The sequence below is a fragment of the Nitratireductor sp. CH_MIT9313-5 genome, from assembly GCF_037029545.1.
Classification (GTDB): Bacteria; Pseudomonadota; Alphaproteobacteria; order Rhizobiales; family Rhizobiaceae; genus Chelativorans.
The window spans coordinates 274,729-296,210 of the sequence record NZ_JAYMER010000011.1; the positions used below are offsets into that span (position 1 = coordinate 274,729).

Annotated in this window: 21 protein-coding genes, 1 tRNA gene and 1 riboswitch; of the genes, 11 read left to right on the forward strand and 11 right to left on the reverse strand. The window is 59.4% G+C overall.

The genetic code is table 11. The features are described from left to right. Window positions 1–291: 291 nt before the first annotated feature. From WA367_RS05350 to WA367_RS05380, 7 genes are all read left to right on the forward strand, one after another. Window positions 292–765, forward strand: coding sequence for a MerR family transcriptional regulator (locus tag WA367_RS05350; protein ID WP_336055753.1), 474 nt, complete (start codon window positions 292–294; stop codon window positions 763–765). A 170-nt stretch (window positions 766–935) separates the two neighbouring features. Next, window positions 936–2,729, forward strand: coding sequence for an acyl-CoA dehydrogenase C-terminal domain-containing protein (locus WA367_RS05355; RefSeq protein WP_336055754.1), 1,794 nt, complete (start codon window positions 936–938; stop codon window positions 2,727–2,729). Window positions 2,730–2,793: 64 nt separating this feature from the next. Next, window positions 2,794–3,966: an acyl-CoA dehydrogenase family protein gene (locus WA367_RS05360; protein ID WP_336055755.1), complete on the forward strand. Its 1,173-nt coding sequence runs from the start codon at window positions 2,794–2,796 to the stop codon at window positions 3,964–3,966. A gap of 48 nt (window positions 3,967–4,014) precedes the next feature. Further along, window positions 4,015–5,223, forward strand: coding sequence for an acetyl-CoA C-acetyltransferase (locus WA367_RS05365; protein WP_336055756.1), 1,209 nt, complete (start codon window positions 4,015–4,017; stop codon window positions 5,221–5,223). Window positions 5,224–5,244: 21 nt separating this feature from the next. Continuing rightward, window positions 5,245–7,467: a 3-hydroxyacyl-CoA dehydrogenase NAD-binding domain-containing protein gene (locus WA367_RS05370; protein ID WP_336055757.1), complete on the forward strand. Its 2,223-nt coding sequence runs from the start codon at window positions 5,245–5,247 to the stop codon at window positions 7,465–7,467. Window positions 7,468–7,698: 231 nt separating this feature from the next. Then, entirely contained in the window at window positions 7,699–8,250 is a 552-nt protein-coding gene (locus WA367_RS05375; protein WP_336055758.1) for a thioesterase family protein, read from the forward strand. 145 nt (window positions 8,251–8,395) lie between these two features. After that, window positions 8,396–9,193 (forward strand): MipA/OmpV family protein, encoded by a 798-nt coding sequence (locus WA367_RS05380; RefSeq protein ID WP_442935546.1) that lies wholly within the window; start codon window positions 8,396–8,398, stop codon window positions 9,191–9,193. Window positions 9,194–9,212: 19 nt separating this feature from the next. On the opposite strand, the gene WA367_RS05385 is transcribed toward WA367_RS05380, so the two are convergent. The 3 genes from WA367_RS05385 to WA367_RS05395 all read right to left on the reverse strand — a co-directional run bounded on the left by WA367_RS05385 (window position 9,213) and on the right by WA367_RS05395 (window position 11,340). Continuing rightward, the gene (locus WA367_RS05385) at window positions 9,213–10,562 is read right to left on the reverse strand and encodes a dihydrolipoyl dehydrogenase family protein (protein ID WP_336055759.1); all 1,350 of its coding nucleotides are present in this window, start codon (window positions 10,560–10,562) and stop codon (window positions 9,213–9,215) included. Window positions 10,563–10,642: 80 nt separating this feature from the next. Continuing rightward, window positions 10,643–10,930: a cation transporter gene (locus tag WA367_RS05390; RefSeq protein WP_336055760.1), complete on the reverse strand. Its 288-nt coding sequence runs from the start codon at window positions 10,928–10,930 to the stop codon at window positions 10,643–10,645. An 11-nt stretch (window positions 10,931–10,941) separates the two neighbouring features. Beyond that, entirely contained in the window at window positions 10,942–11,340 is a 399-nt protein-coding gene (locus WA367_RS05395) for a mercuric transporter MerT family protein (RefSeq protein WP_336055761.1), read from the reverse strand. Between the two features lie 99 nt (window positions 11,341–11,439). On the opposite strand from WA367_RS05395, the gene WA367_RS05400 reads away from it, so the two are divergent. Next, a complete protein-coding gene (locus WA367_RS05400) occupies window positions 11,440–11,832 on the forward strand; it encodes a MerR family transcriptional regulator (protein WP_336055762.1) in 393 nt (130 codons plus the stop codon). A gap of 299 nt (window positions 11,833–12,131) precedes the next feature. Here the strand turns inward: WA367_RS05400 and WA367_RS05405 are convergent, their stop codons facing one another. The 3 genes from WA367_RS05405 to WA367_RS05415 form a co-directional block, all read right to left on the reverse strand. Beyond that, window positions 12,132–12,695 (reverse strand): VUT family protein, encoded by a 564-nt coding sequence (locus WA367_RS05405; RefSeq protein ID WP_336055763.1) that lies wholly within the window; start codon window positions 12,693–12,695, stop codon window positions 12,132–12,134. A 5-nt stretch (window positions 12,696–12,700) separates the two neighbouring features. Beyond that, window positions 12,701–13,168 (reverse strand): preQ(1) synthase, encoded by a 468-nt coding sequence (gene queF, locus WA367_RS05410; RefSeq protein WP_336055764.1) that lies wholly within the window; start codon window positions 13,166–13,168, stop codon window positions 12,701–12,703. Window positions 13,169–13,364: 196 nt separating this feature from the next. Further along, window positions 13,365–13,438 (reverse strand) — tRNA-Gly (locus WA367_RS05415). 134 nt (window positions 13,439–13,572) lie between these two features. Here WA367_RS05415 and WA367_RS05420 point away from each other — a divergent pair. After that, complete coding sequence (locus WA367_RS05420; RefSeq protein WP_336055765.1) at window positions 13,573–14,361, forward strand: ion transporter; 789 nt, start codon at window positions 13,573–13,575, stop codon at window positions 14,359–14,361. On the opposite strand, the gene WA367_RS05425 is transcribed toward WA367_RS05420, so the two are convergent. Further along, the gene (locus tag WA367_RS05425; protein WP_336055766.1) at window positions 14,358–15,449 is read right to left on the reverse strand and encodes a 2'-deoxycytidine 5'-triphosphate deaminase; all 1,092 of its coding nucleotides are present in this window, start codon (window positions 15,447–15,449) and stop codon (window positions 14,358–14,360) included. The two genes, WA367_RS05420 and WA367_RS05425, sit on opposite strands and share 4 nt — an antisense overlap. An 82-nt stretch (window positions 15,450–15,531) precedes the next feature. Next, a riboswitch (SAM riboswitch) is annotated at window positions 15,532–15,609 on the forward strand. 48 nt (window positions 15,610–15,657) lie between these two features. On the opposite strand from WA367_RS05425, the gene WA367_RS05430 reads away from it, so the two are divergent. Continuing rightward, window positions 15,658–16,848, forward strand: a complete 1,191-nt coding sequence (locus WA367_RS05430) for an O-succinylhomoserine sulfhydrylase (RefSeq protein ID WP_336055767.1) — start codon at window positions 15,658–15,660, stop codon at window positions 16,846–16,848. A 2-nt stretch (window positions 16,849–16,850) separates the two neighbouring features. Here WA367_RS05430 and WA367_RS05435 read toward each other — a convergent pair whose 3' ends face one another. Further along, a complete protein-coding gene (locus tag WA367_RS05435; protein ID WP_336055768.1) occupies window positions 16,851–17,456 on the reverse strand; it encodes a CDP-alcohol phosphatidyltransferase family protein in 606 nt (201 codons plus the stop codon). Window positions 17,457–17,586: 130 nt separating this feature from the next. On the opposite strand from WA367_RS05435, the gene apaG reads away from it, so the two are divergent. Further along, window positions 17,587–17,979 (forward strand): Co2+/Mg2+ efflux protein ApaG, encoded by a 393-nt coding sequence (gene apaG, locus WA367_RS05440; RefSeq protein WP_336055769.1) that lies wholly within the window; start codon window positions 17,587–17,589, stop codon window positions 17,977–17,979. Between the two features lie 3 nt (window positions 17,980–17,982). Here the strand turns inward: apaG and WA367_RS05445 are convergent, their stop codons facing one another. Genes WA367_RS05445 through WA367_RS05455 form a run of 3 tightly spaced genes read right to left on the reverse strand, consistent with a single transcriptional unit; the run spans window position 17,983 to window position 21,145 of the window. Next, window positions 17,983–18,969 (reverse strand): Hsp33 family molecular chaperone, encoded by a 987-nt coding sequence (locus WA367_RS05445; RefSeq protein ID WP_336055770.1) that lies wholly within the window; start codon window positions 18,967–18,969, stop codon window positions 17,983–17,985. Window positions 18,970–19,028: 59 nt separating this feature from the next. Beyond that, window positions 19,029–19,946, reverse strand: coding sequence for an ornithine carbamoyltransferase (gene argF / locus WA367_RS05450; RefSeq protein WP_336055771.1), 918 nt, complete (start codon window positions 19,944–19,946; stop codon window positions 19,029–19,031). A 5-nt stretch (window positions 19,947–19,951) separates the two neighbouring features. Next, window positions 19,952–21,145 carry an aspartate aminotransferase family protein gene (locus WA367_RS05455; protein ID WP_336055772.1) on the reverse strand — a complete coding sequence of 398 codons (1,194 nt, stop codon included), beginning with the start codon at window positions 21,143–21,145 and terminating at the stop codon, window positions 19,952–19,954. Between the last annotated feature and the right edge of the window lie 337 nt (window positions 21,146–21,482).

The following is a 21,482-nucleotide window of genomic DNA, read 5'->3' on the forward strand; positions in this document are numbered from 1 at the left end:
CCGGATTCATAACAAAGCGTGCACGGCGGCTTCTCGCCCACCACAATCGCCAATCGTGGTAAACAAGCAGTTAACCTTTCTTTCCAAATCGTCGATGGATGTGACGGATGGTCCCATGAAAAATGGGTGCCGCCCCCTTGCAATCTGTGCCCTAGCGGCACATATGCCCGCGACGCGGGGCGTGAGGCCCTGATCGAATCATAATCATCCACGGTCCGACACTGCATGCCGTCCTGACGGATGCGTCGCCTTGTGTCTTAGTGGACCCATACCCGCTGGGGATGTTGAAGAATGTCAGAAGAAAATGCCTGGTCCGTCAGTGGTGACACGGCGGGGGGCAGGACGTCTTACGGGGCTGAAACCTATTACCGCATTGGCGAGCTGTCGCGTGAATTCAATGTGACGCTGCGCGCGCTGCGCTTCTATGAGGACAAGGGTCTGTTGCAGCCGAAGCGCCGTGGCACCATGCGCCTTTACTCAAGCCGCGACCGGGCGCGGCTCAAGCTGATCCTTCTGGGCCGCAAGATCGGCTTTCCGCTGCGCGACATCAAGCAGATCCTGGATCTTTATGATCCAAAGGGCACCAATGTGCAGCAGCTGCGCATGGTCCTGAAGAAATCCGAGCGCCAGATGGATCGTCTTGAAAAGCAGTATATCGAGATCGAGGAAGCAGTGGTCGAATTGACCAATCTCATCAGCGACATTCGCGACCGTCTGCCCTCGCAGGATGCGAAGTCTGAGGAACAGCAGCGCAAGGCCAGCTGAACGGTCTCGATTTCCCCGATTTGCACAACCCGGTTGCTCCCGCAGCCGGGTTTTTTCATTGCCGCATTTTTTGATTGACGTTTACGCGCACGTCAAAGATTGATAATAGAGCTCTCGATCAGTCCGGCAGGTGGGTCCTGCCGGTGGTGACGTGTCTTCGGAGGAAACCCATGCCCATTTATCAGGCGCCCGTGCGTGATACGCTTTTCGTCATCCGCGATGTTCTGAACTATCAGCGTTACGACAATCTGGCCGGCTTCGCTGATGCATCGCCGGATATCCTCGAAGCCATTCTGGGCGAGGGCGCCAAGCTGGCTGAAAACGTGCTGCATCCGCTCAACCGCGTGGGCGATGAAGAGGGCTGCAAGCGCCACGACGATGGCAGCGTCACCGTGCCCAAGGGTTTCCACGAAGCCTACAAGCAATATTGTGAAGGCGGCTGGATGGGGCTTTCCGCTCCCGAAGAATTTGGTGGTCAGAACCTGCCCTATCTCCTGCATTCCGCGGTCGGTGAATATTTCTCCTCCGCCAATATGGCGCTGATGATGTATCCGGGCCTGACCCAGGGCGCGATAGCAGCAATCATCACTCATGGCACCGACGAGCAGAAGCAGAAGTGGCTGCCCAGGATGATCGAGGGCACCTGGACCGGCACCATGAACCTGACCGAGCCCCATTGCGGCACGGATCTGGGCCTGCTGCGCTCCAAGGCCGTGCCGACCGGCAACGGCTCTTACAAGATTTCCGGCCAGAAGATCTTCATCTCCGCCGGTGAGCACGACATGTCGGAAAACATCGTCCACCTGGTGCTGGCGCGCATCGAAGGCGCTCCGGAAGGCGTGAAGGGTATCTCCCTCTTCATCGTGCCAAAATACAAGGTCGACGACGCCGGCACGGTCGGCGAGGCTAACGGTGTGTCCTGCGGCTCGCTCGAAGAAAAGATGGGCATCCACGGCAACTCCACCTGCGTCATGAATTACGACGAGGCGGAAGGCTTCCTGATCGGTGCCGAGAATGGCGGCCTGAAGGCCATGTTCACCATGATGAACGAGGCACGTCTTGGCGTGGGCCTGCAGGGCCTGTCCATCGGCGAGGCGGCTTACCAGAACGCGGTCGCCTATGCGCGCGAGCGTCTTCAGGGTCGTTCGCTCACCGGCGCAAAGGAGCCTGAAAAGAAGGCCGATCCGATCATCGTTCATCCGGATATCCGCCGGAAGCTGATGACCATGCGAGCGATCAACGAATCCGGCCGCGCTCTGCTTCTGTGGACAGCACTCCAGTCCGATATCGCCCATCGCTCCGATGACGAAAATGCGCGCCAGATCGCGGATGATCTGCTGGCGCTCATGACGCCGGTGGTCAAGGGAGTACTCACCGACAAGGGCTTTGACATCGCCGTCATGGCGCAGCAGGTCTTTGGCGGTCACGGCTATATCGAAGAGCATGGCATGAGCCAGTTCGTGCGCGATGCCCGCATTGCCATGATCTACGAGGGTGCCAACGGTATCCAGGCACTCGACCTCGTCGGGCGCAAGTTGGCACTCAATGGTGGCCGCGCAGTGCAGGCCTTCTTCAAGGAAGTCGGTGATTTCTGCGAGGAGAACCGCTCGGACGAAAACATGGCACCCTATACCAAGAGCCTGAAGAAGGGGCTGAACGATCTGCAGGCCGCCACCATGTGGCTGATGCAGAACGCCATGCAGAAGCCCGACAATGCCGGTGCCGCATCCTACGACTACATGCATCTCTTCGGTCTGGTCGCGCTCGGCTATATGTGGGGCCGCATGGTCAAGACCGCGCAGGCGCAACTGGCTGCAGGCGAGGGCGACAAGGACATGCTGGAGCAGAAGCTCGTTGTGGGCCGCTTCTATATGGAGCGCATCATGCCCGAATCCGCAGCGCATCTGGCCCGTATTTCTTCCGGATCAGACACCATGATGGGTCTTGCCGCGGAGGCATTCTGATTGCAGCATGCGTCGCGCATTGACGTGAACGGAAACTGCACTCGGAACGCTGGAGGAGGCGCTGATGGGTAACGATCCGCAATCGGTTCTTGGAATGCCGAAACCTGCCTGGGCAGGTGAGGATGTGGCCATGCTCTACGACATGGCCAACCGATTCCTCTCCGAAGAGATCGCACCTCGATACGAGGAGTTCGAAAAGGCCGAATGCTTCGACCGGCAAAGCTGGGAGAAGGCTGGTGCCAACGGTCTCCTCTGCGCCTCCATTCCGGAAGAATATGGCGGTTCGGACGGCACCTACGCCCATGAAAGCGTGATTGCGGAAGCCATCGGCCATGTCGGCGTCGATGGCTTTGGCATCGCGCTCCACAACGCCATCGTCGCGCCCTACATCCTGCATTATGGCAGCGAGGAGCAGAAGAAGCGCTGGCTGCCCCGTATGGCAACGGGCGAACTGATCGGCGCGATCGCCATGACCGAACCGGGAGCGGGCTCCGACCTGCAGGGCGTCAAGACACGCGCCGAACGCGATGGCAACCAGTACCGCATCAACGGCTCCAAGACCTTCATTACCAACGGTCAGCTTGCCAATCTGATCATTGTCGTCACCAAGACCGACCCCTCGAAAGGGGCCAAGGGCACGTCCCTTCTGGTCGTGGAAACCGATGAGGTCGAGGGTTTCGAGCGCGGGCGCAATCTCGACAAGATCGGGCTGAAGTCCAACGATACGTCGGAGCTTTTCTTCAACGATGTGCGCGTGCCAACAGCCAATTTGCTTGGCACGGATGAGGGGCAGGGCTTCGTGCAACTGATGCAGCAACTCCCCCAGGAGCGGCTTCTGATCGGCGCACAGGCGATCTCCATGATAGAGCGCGCTCTGGCCCTGACCATCGAATACGTGAAGGAGCGCAAGGCTTTCGGCCAGCGCATCATCGATTTCCAGAACACCCAGTTCAAGCTGGCGGAACTGAAGACCGAAGCCACGATCGGCCGCAGTTTCTACAATGATTGTGTGGCCCGCCATCTTGAGGGCAATCTCGACACCGAAACTGCGTCAATGGCCAAATATTGGCTGTCGGACCTGCAGTGCAAGGTAACCGACGAGTGCCTGCAGCTTTTCGGCGGTTATGGCTACATGAACGAATATCCTATCGCCCGCATGTATCGCGATGCGCGTGTCCAGCGCATCTATGGCGGGACCAATGAAATCATGAAGCTTCTGATCTCCAGAAGCCTGTGACCATCGAACCCCGGGCGCCTTGACCGTCCGACAATCAGGGAGAGCAAAATGGCTGACGCATATGTCTATGATGCCGTTCGCACACCACGCGGGCGCGGCAAGAAGGATGGCTCGCTGCACGAAGTGCCGGCGGTGCGCCTTGGCGCGAAGGTTCTGGAAGCCCTGCGCGATCGCAACGGGCTGGACACCAAAAAGGTCGACGACATCATCTTCGGCTGTGTCGATCCTGTGGGCGAGGCCGGGTCGGTCATCCCGCGCTCCTCGGCTTTCGAGGCAGGTTACGACAATGCAGCACCCGGCATGCAGATCTCCCGTTTCTGTGCCTCCGGTCTCGACGCCATCAATTTCGGTGCGGCGAAGATCGCCGGCGGCTCCGACGAAATCGTGATTGCCGGTGGTGTTGAGAGCATGTCGCGCGTCGGTATGGGCATGTCTGGTGGCGCCTGGTTCATGGACCCCTCCGTCGGCATTCCAGCCTACTTCATGCCGCAGGGCGTCTCCGCCGACCTGATCGCCACTAAATACGGCTTCTCCCGCGACGACGTGGACGCCTATGCAGTGGAAAGCCAGAAGCGCGCAGCGAATGCATGGGAAAAGGGCTACTTCAAGAATTCTGTGATTCCGATCAAGGATCAGAACGGCCTGACCATTCTCGACCGCGACGAGCATATGCGCCCCGGCACCGACATGCAGTCGCTGGCCTCGCTGAACGCGTCATTTGTCATGCCCGGCGAAATGGGCGGATTCGATGCGGTTGCCGTGCAGCGTTACCCGGAGCTTGAAGGCGTGAACCATGTTCACCACGCCGGCAATTCGTCCGGTATTGTCGATGGTGCGGCAGCGGTTCTGCTCGGCTCCAAGAAGGCGGGCAAGGCGCTCGACCTGAAGCCGCGCGCTAAAATCCGCGCCTTCACGAATATCGGCTCTGAACCCGCCATGATGTTGACCGGTCCGGTGGACGTGACCGAGAAGCTTCTGAAAAAGGCGAAGATGAAGCTGTCCGACATCGACCTGTTCGAGCTGAACGAGGCTTTCGCGTCGGTTGTGCTGCGCTACATGCAGGCATTCGACATCGACCATGACAAGATCAACGTCAATGGCGGCGCAATTGCCATGGGTCACCCGCTTGGTGCGACCGGCGCAATGATCTTCGGCACGGTTCTCGACGAACTGGAACGCCGCAACCTGAACACCGCACTCGTCACGCTGTGCATCGGCGCGGGCATGGGCACCGCGACGATCATCGAGCGCGTGTAATACTGGCGGAGGAGAATATTCATGGCCGACTACAAGAACTTCACCGTCGAAACCGACGCCGACGGAATCGCGCTTGTCACCTGGGACATGCCCGACCGCTCGATGAATGTCTTCACCGAAGAGGTGATGAACGAGCTCGACAAGATCATCGATCATGTTGTCGCGACCGACGCGATAAAGGGTGCCGTGCTCACCTCCGGCAAGGAGACCTTCTCCGGCGGTGCCGATCTCACAATGCTGCAGAAGATGCTTGGCCTCTTCGAGACGGAAAAGCAGAAGGATCACGACAAGGCGATCAAGCTGCTGTTCGACAGCGCCGGCCGGATGAGCTGGCTGTGGCGCAAGCTGGAGACCTGCGGCAAGCCCTGGGTCTCCGCCATCAACGGAACCTGCATGGGCGGCGCATTCGAAATTTCGCTAGCCTGCCATGGTCGCGTTGCCGCTGACAGCGACAAGGTGAAGATGGCGCTTCCCGAGGTGAAGGTCGGCATCTTCCCCGGTGCCGGTGGCACCCAGCGCGTGCCGCGCATGGCCAAGACCCAGGAAGCCCTGCAGATGCTGACGACAGGCCAGAACCTGTCGCCGAAAAAGGCACTCGGCATGGGCCTGGTCGACCAGGTCGTCGCACCGCGCAAGCTCGTCGAGACTGCCAAGAAGGTGATCAAGGACGGCCTGTCGCCGGTGAAACCCTGGGACGAGAAGGGCTTCAAGCTGCCCGGCGGCCCTGTCTACTCGGCAGCGGGTGCAAATCTCTGGCCGCCGGCAATCGCCATTCTGCGCCGCGAGACGCAGAACAACTATCCCGCAGCCTCCGCTATCCTCAAATGCGTCTATGAAGGCCTGCTCGTGCCGTTCGATACCGCCTTGAAGATCGAGCAGCGCTACTTCACCGAGATCATGCAGACGACCGAAGCGAAGATGATGATCCGCTCGCTCTTCATCTCGCTGCAGGAGCTCAACAAGGGCGCGCGCCGCCCCAAGGATGTGCCCGCACGCAAGCTGAAAAAGGTTGGCGTTCTTGGTGCAGGCTTCATGGGCGCAGGCATTGCCTTCGTCACGGCCAAGGCTGGCATCCCGGTGGTCTTGATCGACCGCGATCAGGAAGCTGCCGACAAGGGCAAGGAGCATTCCGCAAAGCTGATGGACGGCCTTATCAAGAAGGGCCGCGCAACCGAGGACGACAAGCAAAAGCTTCTCTCGCTCATCACCGCAACGCCCGACTACAACGAGCTGGACGGTGCGGGCCTCGTGATCGAGGCGGTGTTCGAGGATTCCAACATCAAGAAGGAAGTGACCGAGAAGGCCGAGGCAGTTCTGAAGTCCACGGCGGTATTCGCGTCCAACACCTCGACCATCCCGATTTCGGCCCTTGCCAAGAATTCCAAGCGTCCGAAGAACTTCATCGGCATCCACTTCTTCTCGCCTGTCGACAAGATGATGCTGGTCGAGATCATCATGGGCAAGCGCACCGGCGACAAGGCGCTTGCAATGGCCATGGACTATGTCCGCGCGATCAAGAAGACGCCGATTGTCGTCAACGACACGCGCGGCTTCTACGTCAATCGCTGCGTGCTGCGTTACATGCAGGAAGCCTATTCCATGCTGATCGAGGGCGTGCCTGCACCCATGATCGAGAATGGGGCGAAAATGGCCGGAATGCCGGTCGGACCACTCGCCTTGACCGACGAGACGGCCATCGATCTGGCGCAGAAGATCATGAAGCAGACCATTCGCGATCTTGGCGAAAAGGCTGTCGATCCGCGCCACATGGAGCTGATCGACACCATGGTCGACAAGCATGGTCGCCACGGCCGCAAGAACGCCAAGGGCTTCTACGACTATCCCGCCAAGCCGGCCAAGAAGCATCTGTGGGCGGGTCTGAAGGACCTCTTCCCGCAGAAGCCGGCAGAAGAGGTGGACATCGAGGAGGTCAAGCAGCGCCTGCTCGTCACCATCGCCCTGGAAGCCGCACGCGTGATGGAAGAGGGCATCGTAACCGATCCGCGTGAGGCCGATGTCGGCTCCATCCTCGCCTTCGGCTTCGCGCCCTATACCGGTGGTGCGCTGTCTTACATCGACGGCATGGGCGTGGAGAACTTCGTCGCGCTCTCCAAGCGTTTGCAGAAGAAATACGGCAAGCAGTTCAAGGCGCCGAAGCTTCTGCTCGACATGGCCGAGAAAGGCGAAACCTTCTACGAGCGCTTCGCACCTGAAGGTGGCGCGGAGATGCAGAAGGCGGCGTAAGGTCGAATTGGCAGACGGTCCGGCGTGGCAGACCCCCCTCTGTCCTGCCGGACATCTCCCCCACAAGGGGGGAGATCATGCGCTGATGTGACGGCACTTCTTTGATAAGGAGATGTGTGACGTGCATGCAGGCTAATCTCCCCCCTTGTGGGGGAGATGCCCGGCAGGGCAGAGGGGGGTATCTCGGCATCAACCTCAACAAACTTACCACCCACCCAAGGACCATATCCCATGTATGTCTGGCTTCGCCTTCTCCGTGTCGGTGCCACCTACAAGCGCCGTGGTCGCTTTGATCTGGGCGATGAGGGGCGGTTGTCGTTTCGGTGCCTGCCAACCGATATCGACATGAACATGCATCTCAACAATGCGCGTTACATGATGCTGGCCGATATGGGCCGCATCGACATTTTCCTGCGCTCCGGCCTCATCTCTGCCGCGCGCAAGAATGGCTGGGGCCCGCTTCTGGGAGGTCTGCAGATTTCCTATGTGCGCGAGATCAGGCTGTGGAAGCGTTTCGAGGTCGTCTCCACCATCGAAACCTGGTCGGGCACGCAGATCCTGGGCAAGCACCGCTTCGTGCTCGATGACGGGCGCACGGCTGCCGTGATGATGACCACCGGCGGCATATACGACTTCCGCAACAAGCGCTTTGTTGAGGTGGGAGAAGTGATGAACGCACTCGGCCGGGAAGAAGCGCCACGCGCACCCACCGAGCAGGAACAGGCCTTCATGGCCTCGCACATGGCCATGCGCCAGCAGGGCAAGGAACTGTCAGAGACATAATCGTTTGCCAATGCACCGTAAACCGTGGTGTGATGGTAAACCGCTTGGAAAGGGATCCCGTCTAATCTTGCCTGTGGGGTAGTGCAGGCGAGAAGGTTCGTGCCTGTTGGGGTATTTCAGCAAGTGCGTATTCAGGAGTCTCTACGTGTCCAAAATTGCATTCTCTTCCGCCGCAATACTCGTTGCATCACTTGGCACTTCGCCGGCATTGGCCGAACCATTCTGGTCGGGCGACTGGAGCTTGACGCTTGGTGCAGCCGTGCTGACACTGCCTGAATTTCAAGGCGACGACGACTATATGCTGCGCGTGCAACCGATCGTCTCACTCGGTCGCCAGGGCACTGCAAAACGTTTCTCCTCGCGCAATGACAACATTTCCCTCGGCCTCGTCGATACCGGCAATTTCCGCGCCGGCGTTGCAGGCAAGGTCGTTTTCGGTCGCGATGGTGATGATGCTGCGGATATCAAGGGTCTCGATCCCGTGCGCTTCGGGGGCGAGCTTGGCGGCTTTGCCGAATTCTATCCCACCGACTGGATGCGCCTGCGCGGTGAGGTCCGCCACGGCATCCGCTCCCATGATGGGGTCGTGGCCGATGTCAGCGCCGACTTCTTCACCAATATCACCCCGACGGTGCAGGTTTCCGCCGGCCCACGCGTTACCTATGCCTCACAGGATTATCATGAGGCCTGGTACGGCGTGAACGCCAGTGAAGCCGCCGCTTCCGGCCTTTCCGAATACCATCCCGACAGCGGCTTCCACTCCTTCGGCCTTGGCGGCGCGATCAACTGGGATGTGACCGAGAAGGTCAAGACAAGCCTGTTTGGCGAATATGCCCGGCTCGTCGGCCCGGCAGCCGATTCCAGCCTCGTGAACGAACGCGGCTCGAAGAACCAGTTCACCGTCGGCGTATCGGCCACTTACCGCTTCGACTTCTCGCTCTGATGGAGCGCCACTCCTCGGCTTAGGCCAAAAGGCTGCCGAGATCGGAACTTACCGAGGGGTAGGCTGCACTCATTGATTTGAGCTGTCTTGTTGTCAGTCCGGTCTTCATGGCGAGCCCGAAATAGTTGACGAGTTCGCCATATTCCGGACCGAAGAGATGCGCGCCGACAATCAGGTCGCTCTCCTCATCGATCAAAATCTTGGCTGCCGCGTGGGTCTCACCGACACGCCGGTTGGAAAACCAGCCGGATGTGTCGGTATAGGCAACACGCAGTTTTCCCACCTTTTCGCGCGCCTCAGCCTCACTCATGCCTACGGAGACAAGTTCAGGCACTGTAAAGACCGCGCTCGGTATGCCGGTATAGTCCGGCGCTGTGGTCGTCCCTTTCAGCAAGTTCGATGCAGCGACCTTGCCTTCGCTTACTGCGACCGGCGTCAGCGGCTTGCCCTTCGTTGCGGCAGCATCGCCAGCCGCAAAGACATGTGGCTGGGTGGTACTTTGAAGCCAAGGTGTTACGGCAATTCCCTTCTCCGAACTCTCTATTCCGGCCTCCTCAAGCCCAAGATGGTCGGTGGCGGCAACGCGCCCTGCTCCGTGCACAACGAGATCATATTCGTCCGTTTGTTCCTGGCCATTCTGGTTCATGTGCACGCGATAAACGTCGCCAACCTTTTCGATAGCTGAAAGGCTCGTCGAGGTAGCAATCCTGATCCCAGCCTCTCGCGAACGGCTGATCAACATCCCTACCAGGTCGGGGTCGAATTGCTTCAACACCTTTTCGCCACGGCTGATGATGGTGGTGGTCTCACCGGCCCTTGCAGCAATATGTGCGAACTCGAAGGAGATATAGCCGCCCCCAACGAAAAGAATCCGTTTGGGTAGCTTTTCCAGTTCGAGGAAAGCGGTGCTATCGGTCAAGAACTCCTCACCCGGCACTGGCAAGGGTCTGGGCTTGGCACCCGTCGCAATTAGGAAGTGCTTGGCTTCCAGTGTCTGGCCGCTTTCGAGCTCCACCTTGTGAGGGCTGATGAAGCGGACATGACCGTGGAAGGTTTCGACTCCAGCGCTCTGCAGCCCTGCCTCCATCTTGGCTGGCACGTCATCGGTGAAAGAGCGCTTGTGCGCCATCAGGTCGGCCCAATTCACCTTCAGGCCTTGCTGGTCTATTCCCTTGCCCTGCATGAGCTGGGCTGCATCCATTATTTCGGCTGCGCGGCGGAGCATCTTCTTTGGGTCGCAGCCGCGCAGGGCACAGGTGCCGCCATAGGGAAGTTCGTCAATGATCGCGACATCCCAACCTGCGGCTGCGCATTTGCGGGCGGCCGCATTGCCGGCCATGCCAGCGCCAATCACAACGAGATCCTTCATCGTCTGCCTCATCTGGGAAATGACTGTCTGGGGCTGAACGCGAGCGTTCGTGGAGCGTTCCGGGAGGGCGATCCGGCAGTCTAGCGTGCTTCTTCTTCGCTCAGCGTTGCTGCATAGCCTGCATCTGCCGATGCTTTGGCGATAATCGCGGCAGTCGTGAGAGCGTCGTCAAAGCGCACGGATGCCGTGCGGGCCTCAATGTCGGTCGTGACTTCCAGAACCCCGTCCACCTTGCCCATGGCCGCTTCGACTATGAACGGGCAACTGGCGCAATTCATGCCGGGCACGGAAAATTCTGCCAGCCGCTCCGCTGCAAAAGCTGGCAGCGTTGCAAAAATAGCGGCGACCGTGATGAGGGACTTGTGCATGGTTCTTCCTTTCAAAGTCCAAGCAGAACCGGAGCCACGACAGGGGCGATCCAGTTCCAGAAAAGAGCTATCAGGACGAGAGCCGAGGAAACCCACAGAACAACGCGCACAAGGCGTTGTGACCGGTCGGTCGCGCACCCATCATCAGTGCTGCAAGCAGGCTGCCGATAAACCTTCCAAAACCCCCAGCTCAATGCCGCTACGGCGATGATGAGAAAGACCGGACGGTAGGGCTCCAATGCAGTGAGGTTGCCCACCCACGCTCCTGATACGCCCAGGCCGAACAGCACCAGCGGCAATACGCAGCAGGTTGAAGCACCGATGGCCCCGAGGGCACCCAGAAAAGCAGCGCCTCCAGCGCTGGCATCCTTGGCATCGGGTTTGGATATGTGCGTTCGAATAGTCGTCATCTGGCAAGGCCTCGCGGTTCCTGTCATTCTATGTGGCACCTGTAGTAACTACAGATTCAAGAGGGTGACGAAGCCATGCCCATCACAAGGACGCGATCAATGAGGATCGGCACGCTGGCCAGCGAGACAGGCGTGAAGGTAGAGACCATCCGCTATTATGAACGGATTGGCTTGATGAAGAGCCCGGAGCGCACGGCCGGTGGAACGCGCGAATACGGCCTGGAAGACCTGAAACGCTTGAGCTTCATTAGACGCAGCCGCGAACTGGGCTTCAGTCAGGAAGAAATCCGCGCACTTTTGAGAATGGTCGATGCGCAAAGCGTCTCCTGCGCACAGGTCCATGAGATGACATTGGAACACCTGGCAAATATCAGGCGGAAAATAATGCGACTCCAGAGGCTGGAAACCGCACTCGAATCCATGGCGGCCGAATGTTCCAAGGGGGACGTTCCGAAATGCCCCGTCGTGGAGGTTCTCTACGAGGCGCAGTGAATGGACTTGCAAGGCGTTACCAGCGCCACGAAGCAGAAGGGATGTGAGCGAAGGGGTAAAGACGAGCCTCTTCGACGAATATGCCCGCCTGTTGGCCCGGCAGCCGATTCCGGCTTTCTAAACGAACGCGGCTCCAAGAGCCAGTTCACCGTTGGCGTATCGGCCGCTTTCCGCTCGACTGCTCACTTTAGTTTGTGGCGCAACAACACCACTGATGCAAGGCGGTGAAGTCGCCGTTGTTTTAGCTTGGATGGACTGCCGACGCTCCCCCGCATCAGGGGGAGCGTCGAAAATTTGTTTCAAGCTGCGGAGACATTAAGACGCTGGTCTCGCAGCCGGAGCAAGTGGATCAGCGGAAGCGCGGCCACGACAGACCAGCTCTTGCCGATAACTTGACCTGCGACTAGGTCGAGGCTCCCGAAAGCAAGGAAGAGGAAGAGGGCGCTGTCCACGATTATCCCGACGATGCTGCTTGCCACCACTGCAAGTACAAGTCCCTTGCGCTGGAGAGGTGTGAATACCGCCAGATCAGCGGCTTCGGAGAACACGAAGGCAGCGACTGACGCAGCCACGAGTGCTGGGGGCGCGACCAGCGCAGACAGGACGCCGCCTGCAGCTATCGCCACCATTGCCCAGCTCACACCTAGGCGGCGCTGAACGAGATCACGCAGTACAAGCGCCGCACCGATTGCCAGAACACCGCTCGGAGCGGAGATGCCGGGCCACACTGGTACAAGGCAGGGTCCTTTCGGCACACAGAAAGTGCCAACATTTCCAATCAGCCAGTTCGCCAGGGGGATGCAGGCCGCGAAGAGTGCCAGGTAGATGAAGCCTTCAACGCGCAGGAGTTTGGGAGTGGTCATGTCCTTCACCCTCTTCCACGGTAGGTAGGTACGTTCTGGTCGGGGATCCACACATCGGTCGGTTCCGGCCCCGTCTGGTAAAATACGTCGATGGGGATTCCACCGCGTGGGTACCAGTAGCCACCGATGCGCAGCCATTCGGGCTCCAGAAGTGCTGCCAAGCGCGTGCCGATGGAGACGGTGCAGTCCTCATGGAACGCGCCATGATTGCGGAACGAGGTCAGGTAAAGCTTGAGCGACTTGCTTTCCACAAGCCACGCCCCGGGCACATAGTCGATGACCAGATGAGCGAAATCCGGCTGGCCGGTCATTGGGCAAAGCGAGGTGAATTCCGGGGCCGTGAACCTAACCGCATAGCGAACGTTCGCTTGCGGGTTGGGGACTCGCTCGAGAATGGCTTTTTCCGGATCGTCGGGGATGTCAGTTTTCTGCCCCAACTGCGTGAGGCCGGTATAGATGTCGTCTTTTGACAAGTTCTGGTGCCTTCATATGAGGCCACCGATCAGCCAACGTGCAGAATGCACGACATTGATCCTATAGTCCTTGTTTTGACCGGGTAGGCTGCGACCGGGGCTGTTAAACCTGCGGGCCGTGTATAATGAGATGGCCTTCAGGTAAAGGTGCCGCTAGGCAAGGCCCGGACGAAAGTCCTTCAAATATTCAGGAATTTGGAGCGGGTGAAGGGAATCGAACCCTCGTCGTCAGCTTGGGAAGCTGCTGCTCTACCATTGAGCTACACCCGCCTGAAGGCTCATGATTTGTCGTAGAGGTGGGCTTTCTGTCAAGCGGCAATTCATTTGGCCGCGGCTGCTTCTTGACGAAGCGCGCATGAGACATCAACTGTGCGCTCGACATCAAGACGAAGGGCCCTGTTCAAGTGCAATCGCTGAAGACACTTCTGGAATCCCGCAAGTTCGAAACCGCAATCACCGCGCTGATCATCGTGAATGCGATCACGCTCGGGCTTGAAACATCGCAGCGGGCCATGGAAGCGTTCGGGCCGCTCCTGATGGTGATCGACAAGGTCATTCTCGCCATCTTCGTCGCCGAACTAGCCGCAAAAATTTTTGTCTACCGCGGTCGCTTCTTCAACGATCCCTGGCGTATTTTTGATCTGTTCGTGGTGGGGATTGCGCTTGTGCCTGCCACGGCGAATTTCTCGGTCCTGCGTGCGCTGCGCATCCTGCGCGTGCTTCGTCTCGTGAGCATGGTGCCCTCGCTCAAGCGCGTGGTCGGCGGGCTCGTGGCGGCACTTCCCGGCATGGGTTCGATCATGCTGCTTCTGTCGCTGGTCTATTACGTCTTTGCGGTAATGGCGACAAAGATGTTCGGGCCATCCTTTCCCGATTGGTTCGGCACGATCGGACGCTCCGGCTATTCGCTGTTCCAGATCATGACTTTGGAGAGCTGGTCCATGGGGATCGTGCGCCCGGTGATGGAGGTCTTTCCCTGGGCGTGGCTGTTCTTCATTCCCTTCATTGTCTGCACCACCTTCACGGTGCTCAATCTCTTCATCGGTATCATCGTATCGGCGATGCAGGAGGAGCATGATGCAGCGGCCACGGCGGAGCGCTCGGCTCTGCAGCATGAGCAGGAGCTGATCCTGACGGAGATCAGGGCTCTGCGGGAAGAGGTGAAGGCGCTGCGCGTGGAGGAGCGGAGCTAGCCTGCGGTGAAGTGCTTGGAGAGCTTCAGCGCCTGACCCTGATAGTTCGATTTGAGGTCCGCGCCGTAAAGCGCATCCGGCTTGGCCGCCATCTTCTCGTAGACGAGGCGACCGACAATCTGTCCGTGATCGAGAATGAACGGCACTTCGTGGCTGCGCACTTCCAGAACCGCGCGGCTGCCTGTTCCACCGGCTGCGGTATGCCCGAAGCCGGGATCGAAGAAACCGGCATAATGCACACGGAATTCGCCCACCAGCGGGTCGAAAGGCGTCATCTCGGCGGCATAGGCCGGTGGCACATGCACCGCTTCGCGGGAGACGAGGATGTAGAACTCGTCCGGATCCAGCACCAGTTCCGCCGCGCCGTGATTGTAAAGCGGCTCCCAGAAATCCGAGACCTTGAAGGCACCCTTGCGGTCCACATCGACCAAGCCCGTATGATGCTTTGCACGGTAGCCGACGAGGCCGTTTTCGCCACCGGCAAGATCGATCGAAAGCGCGATGCCGCCATTGGAAATGTTCGGCTCGTCGGAGGCCACAAGCGTCTGCGCTTCGTGAAGAACCGAAAGCGCGGTCTCGTCCAGCAGCGAATGGCCGCGCCGGAAGCGGATCTGGGAAAGGCGGGAGCCTGCGCGCGCAAGAATGGGAAAGGTGCGCGGGCTGACCTCAAGATAAAGCGGACCATTATAGCCCGCCGCGATCTTGTCGAATTCGACGCCATTGTCCGTGAGAACGCGCGTGAAAATGTCGAGGCGCCCCGTGGAGCTTTTCGGATTGGCTGACGCCGAAACATCGGCCGGCAGCGCCAGCGTCTCCATCAACGGAACGATATAGACGCAGCCCGTTTCCAGTACCGCTCCTTCAGCCAGCGAGAATTCGTGGAGCGTCAGCCGATCAAGCTTTTCGGAAACTAGCGATCCGGGCCCTGGCAGGAAGCTCGCGCGCACCCGGTAGGCGGTTTCGCCCAGCCGCAGATCGAGGCTTGCAGGCTGGATCTGGTCGGGATCGAGAGGCCGGGCGGATGCCAGACGGCCCGCATCAAACAAGCCGGAAATCTCTCGGTCGGGCAGGATGCCGGTAACGCTCAAGCCAGGTCCCCTCGGGTCAATACTGACCGGAGACGTTTACCGAGACGGGCGATTGACGCAAGACGCTGGGGCCTCTAAAGACACCTTATCCCGTGGTGATTTGGCCGGTCGGCTTGCAGCCACGTAAAAGAAGTCGCTAAAAGGCCGCGCCCGATGACTTTCAAACCGGCGTGCGCCTTCGCAGCCGGTTTTTGTATGGGCAGAAAAGATGACGAACGATTTCTCCAATGAATGGAAGCCGCAGACCGCACTGGTTCATGGTGGCACGCAGCGCTCGCAGTTCGGCGAGACGTCGGAAGCACTCTATCTGACGCAGGGCTTCATCTATGAAAGCGCGGAAGCCGCCGAGGCACGCTTCAAGGGAGAAGAGCCGGGCTTCATCTACTCGCGCTACGCCAATCCCACTGTGGACATGTTCGAAAAGCGTATGTGCGCGCTGGAAGGCGCGGAAGATGCCCGCTCAATGGCCTCCGGAATGGCGGCCGTTTCGGCAGCGCTTCTGTGTTCGCTCAAGGCCGGTGATCATGTCGTTTCCGCCCGTGCACTGTTCGGCTCCTGCCGTTGGGTGGTGGAGACGCTGATGCCGCGTTACGGCATTGAGATCACACTGGTAGACGGCAAGGACATGAAGGCCTGGGAAGAGGCCGTTCGTCCCAACACGAAGCTCTTCTTCCTGGAAAGCCCGACAAACCCGACGCTTGAAGTTTGCGACATTGCAGCCATCGCCAAGCTGGCCGAGAGCGCCGGCGCGCGTCTGGTGGTCGACAATGTCTTCGCCACACCGCTCCAACAGAAGCCGCTTGAACTTGGTGCGCATGTCGTCGTCTATTCCGCTACCAAGCATATTGACGGGCAGGGGCGCTGTCTGGGCGGCATCGTGCTGTCCGACAAGGAATGGATCGACGAGAACCTGCATGACTATTTCCGTCATACCGGCCCCAGCCTCTCGCCCTTCAACGCCTGGACGCTGCTCAAGGGTCTCGAGACGCTGCCGCTGCGTGTGCGGCAACAGACGGAGACCGCCGGCAAGGTTGCCGATTTTCTCGCAGAGCATGAGAAGGTTTCGCGCGTGGTCTATCCGGGCCGTAAGGACCACCCGCAGGCCGATATCATTGCGCGACAGATGAAAGGCGGCTCCACTCTTGTCTGCTTCGATCTGAAGGGTGGCAAGGAAGCTGCATTCGCCTTCGAGAATGCTCTGTCGATCATCGCGATTTCCAACAATCTTGGTGATGCGAAGAGCCTGGTCACTCATCCCGCCACGACCACGCACAAGAACCTGTCCACCGAAGCCCAGGCCGAGGCCGGTATCGGCGCAGGCACGCTGAGACTTTCCATGGGGCTGGAAGACAGCGACGACCTGATCCGCGACATCACGCAGGCGCTGAACGCGGCTTGATCCTAGCGCAGTTCGCGCATGGCAAGGATGATGCGCGATACCGTGGTGTAGATGGTCATCGCCGCAAAGACATAGGCGATGGCCGCAAACCATTGCGGCATGAGACAGGCAAGGCTGAAGGCGATCAGCGTTTCGCCGGCTTCTGCCAGCCCTGTGGTGAAGAAGAAGCTTTTCTCACCACGCGCCTCACCACTCATCTTCCGCTTCTCCGCCATGATGGAGTAGGCGAGAAAACTCGCGCCATTCCCGTAAAAGGCAAAGAGCAGCACCGCACCCGGAACGGCATTGGATGCCGGGTTGTGCAGGATGAAGGCGAGTGGGATCGCGCCGTAGAAGACGAAGTCCAGAACGATATCGAGATAGCCGCCGAGGTCCGTCTTGCCATTGATGCGCGCCACCGCCCCATCCAGCCCATCGCCCAATCGGCTTAGAAGAATGAGCAGCAAAGCTGTGATAAACTGGCCGTAATAGATTGCGACGGCAGCGCCCATGCCGATGACAAAGGCGCTCCAGGTGATGGCATTGGCAGAAACGCGCGAGCGTGCAATCGTGCCTGCCGCAGCCTGCAGCAAAGGGTCCAGTCCGCGTCTGGCGATGCCGTCGATCATCTGTGATGCCTGAAGATTTGGAACATTCTCGATCTATAACCGATTGGCTGAGGACGAAGGGTCACAAAGGCGTCACCTTGCGTGAAGCGGCCGGTCTGCCCGCCTGAAGCCGATCTGAAGAGTGCGGCCTATGTATAAAGCCACCACGCGAGAGATAGAGGTGCGCGTGCGCCCCTTCTTTCTCCCAGAGCAATCCGACCCGGATGAGGGACGTTTCGTCTGGGCCTACCATATCTGCATAATCAACCACGGCGAGACGACGGTGCAACTCCTTGCCCGCTACTGGCACATCACGGACGGGCTGGGGCGTGTACAGGAAGTGGAAGGTGAGGGCGTTGTCGGTGAAAAGCCGGTGTTGAAACCCGGCGAATCCTACGAATATACCTCAGGCTGCCCGCTAAACGCGGATTCCGGCATCATGGTCGGACGCTATACGATGCGGGAGGCAGGCGGGGACTTCTTCGAAGTCGACATTCCTGCCTTCTCGCTCGATATTCCCGGCAGCGAGGCGCAGCTGAACTAAGCGCTACTCGTCAAAGTCCTTCGCATCGAAGCTGTAGGACTTGGAGCAGAATTCGCAATTGACGTGGATCTCGCCATCCTCCGTGCTCTGCTCGATCTCTTCGGCCGTAAACCCGTCGAGAATGCCGCGGATTTTCTCCCGCGAACAGGAGCAGTCATCAATCACATCCGTGCCGTCATAGGCACGCACGCCCTGTTCGTGGAACAGACGGTAAAGCAGACGCTCCACACCAACACTGGGATCGACAAGCTCGCCGGGTTCGATGGTACCGGCAAGAGCAAGCGCTTCCTGCCAGGCATTGTCGTCGGGCTGTCCGTCGCCGGTATTTTCTTCATCCCCGTCGCCGCCGGAAATGTCGCTCATGCGGCTCCGTTCGGGAGAAGTTGGCGTGAATTGCAGGAGAAGCCCGCCCGCACGCCAGTGCTGCTGCCCGCCTTCACCGGGCATGACAATACGCGCGACGCCCATCTTCACCTCGGTCGGGATCTGTTCCGACTGGCGGAAATAGGTGCGTGCAACGGATTCAAGGTCCGAGCCGTCAAGCTGTACGATGCCCTGGTAGCGCTGCATATGCGCGCCCTGGTCCACGGTCAGCGCAAGGATGCCGACGCCCAGAAGCCGCTCTGGTGTTGTCTCACCCTTTTCTTCAGCTTCTTTCAGCCGCTCTTCGTCGAAGCGGGCATAGGCGCGGACGGAGCCCGGTGTCGTATAATCGGCGACGAGCATGTCCACCGGGCCATCGGTGCGGGTTTGGACGATGAACTTGCCGGAAAACTTGAGCGAGCTACCCAGCAGAACCGTCAGCACGATTACTTCGGCAAGAAGACGTCCAACGGGCTCGGGATATTCATGGCGCGACAGGATCTGGTCGAGCATCGGCCCGATCTGCACGGCGCGGCCGCGCACATCCAGCGTCTCGACATCGAATGGCACCACATGGTCGTCTCCGGCAAATCCGAATTGCCCGAGCTTGAGGTCGTTCTGGTTCACGGTCGCAAGCCTTTTGTCTTTAACTCAATGCGCGAGACGGTCGGGCTCATGCCTGGGGCTCAGCCCGCCTGCAGGCACCATGCCAGAACCGCCTTTTGCGCATGCAGCCGGTTTTCCGCCTCGTCGAACACCACCGAATGCGGGCCGTCAATCACCTCATCGGTCACTTCCTCCCCACGATGTGCAGGCAGGCAGTGCATGAAGAGTGCGTCATCGGCCGCCTTGGCCATGAGCGCCTCATTCACCTGATAGGGCATGAAGACATTATGTCCGCGGGCGCGGTGTTCCTGGTTCATGGACACCCAGGTATCCGTCACCACGCAATCCGCTCCGCTGACCGCATCCTCGGCAGAATGCATCAACTCGACGCGACCGCCGCTTTCACGCGCCCAATCTATATAGCGATTGTCAGGCTCGCTTCCAGAGGGGGTGGCGATGTTGAGGCGGAAGCCAAAACGGGCCGAAGCCTCCACCAGCGAGTGGAGGACATTGTTGCCGTCACCAGTCCAGGCAAACAGCCGATCCTTCACATTGCCGCGGTGCTCTTCATAGGTCAGGACATCCGCCATGATCTGGCAGGGATGCGTATCGTCTGTAAGGCCATTGATGACCGGGACCGTCGCATTCTCCGCAAGTTCCAGCAGGCGGTCATGCTCGGTCGTGCGGATCATGATGGCATCCACATAGCGCGAGAGAACCTTGGCCGTATCGGCAATCGTCTCGGAACGGCCAAGCTGCATCTCCGTGCCAGTCAGCATCAGCGTTTCGCCGCCAAGCTGGCGCATGCCCACATCAAACGAGACGCGGGTGCGCGTGGAGGGTTTGTCGAAGATCATTGCCAGAACCTTGCCGCTGAGCGGCTTGTCTGCATTGCCTGCCTTCAGCGCGTCCTTGCGTGTGCGTGCATCATCAATGATGCCGCGCAAATCTTGGGCCGAAACGGCGGACAGATCGAGGAAGTGCCGCGGATTTGTCATGGCCGTTAGTCTCCCTGGCTGGAATTTTCGGAGAGGGTCTGGAAGGCAGTTTCCATCCGCGCAACCGCATCATCAATCTCCTCGTCGGAGATAGTAAGCGGCGGCAGAAGGCGAAGAACATTCTCGCCTGCAGGCACTGCAAGCAGCTTCTCATCACGCATTGCACCCAGAACCTGGAGATTGGGCAGCTTGCACTTGAAGCCGAGCATGAGGCCATTGCCGCGCACCTCTTCCACGACCTGCGGATAGGTATCGGCGAGTGCGGCCAGCTTCTGTTTCAAAAGCAGGCCCTTCTGCGAGACCTTGTCCAGAAAGCCGTCTTCAAGAACAATGTCGAGAACGGCATTGCCGACGGCCATGGCGAGCGGATTGCCGCCGAAAGTTGTGCCGTGTACACCGGGCACCATGCCGCTGGCGGCATCTTCCGTGGCCAGGCATACGCCCATGGGGAAGCCGCCGCCAATGCCCTTGGCGACCGCAACTACGTCCGGCGTGATGCCAGCCCATTCATGCGCAAAAAGGCGCCCCGTACGGCCGATGCCGGACTGCACCTCGTCGAGCAGCAAAAGGATGCCGTGCTTGTCGCAGAGCTCACGCAATCCGCGCAGTGTCTCGTTGGGCAGCACGCGAATGCCGCCTTCACCCTGGATAGGCTCAACCAGAATGGCGGCCGTTTCCGGTGTTATGGCCGCCTCTGTTGCTTTCAGGTCGCCAAACGGCACCTGATCGAAGCCTTCGACCTTGGGGCCGAAGCCCTCAATGTATTTCTTCTGTCCGCCGGCCGCGATCGTTGCCAGCGTGCGCCCGTGGAAAGCGCCTTCAAAAGTGAGAATGCGAAAGCGGTTCTCGTCACCTTTGGCATGGTGATAGCGTCGCGCGGTCTTGATCGCACATTCCAGCGCCTCGGCACCCGAATTGGTGAAAAAGGCCTTGTCCGCAAAGCTTGCATCGCACAGGCGACGGCCCAGGCGGTCCTGTCCGGGAATCTCATAGAGGTTGGAGATGTGCCACAGGCGGCCTGCCTGACCGACAAGCGCCGCAACCATGTGCGGATGCGCGTGTCCCAGCGAGTTGACCGCAATGCCGGCTGCGAAGTCCAGGTAGCGCGTGCCGTCTTCCTGTATCAGCCACGATCCTTCACCGCGCTCAAATGAAAGCGGGATCCTTGCATAGGTATTGTAGAGCGCAGACTCGCTCATGCATGTGCTCCGGAACTGCCCCCGACCGGATGGACCATGCCCGCCGGTCTGATGAAACCAAAAAGCCGCCCCCGGGGGCGGCACATGGCTTTATATCCGTTTTTTGGGAAGCGAAGTCAACGCAACCGGTTGGGACGCGGTTAAGGCGGTAAGGGAAAATTAACCGTGACAAATATGACTCACTGATTCGGCAAGTTGGGGAAAAGATTCGCGAGGGCACTGCCGACTCTTGTCACGGAGTCAACCGGTACGGTAGTTTGCAGGAGTAACGACTACATATCGTGCGGCGGACCACCTTACCTGTATAGATCTGGTGTCCTCTCGGCTGACATGCCGA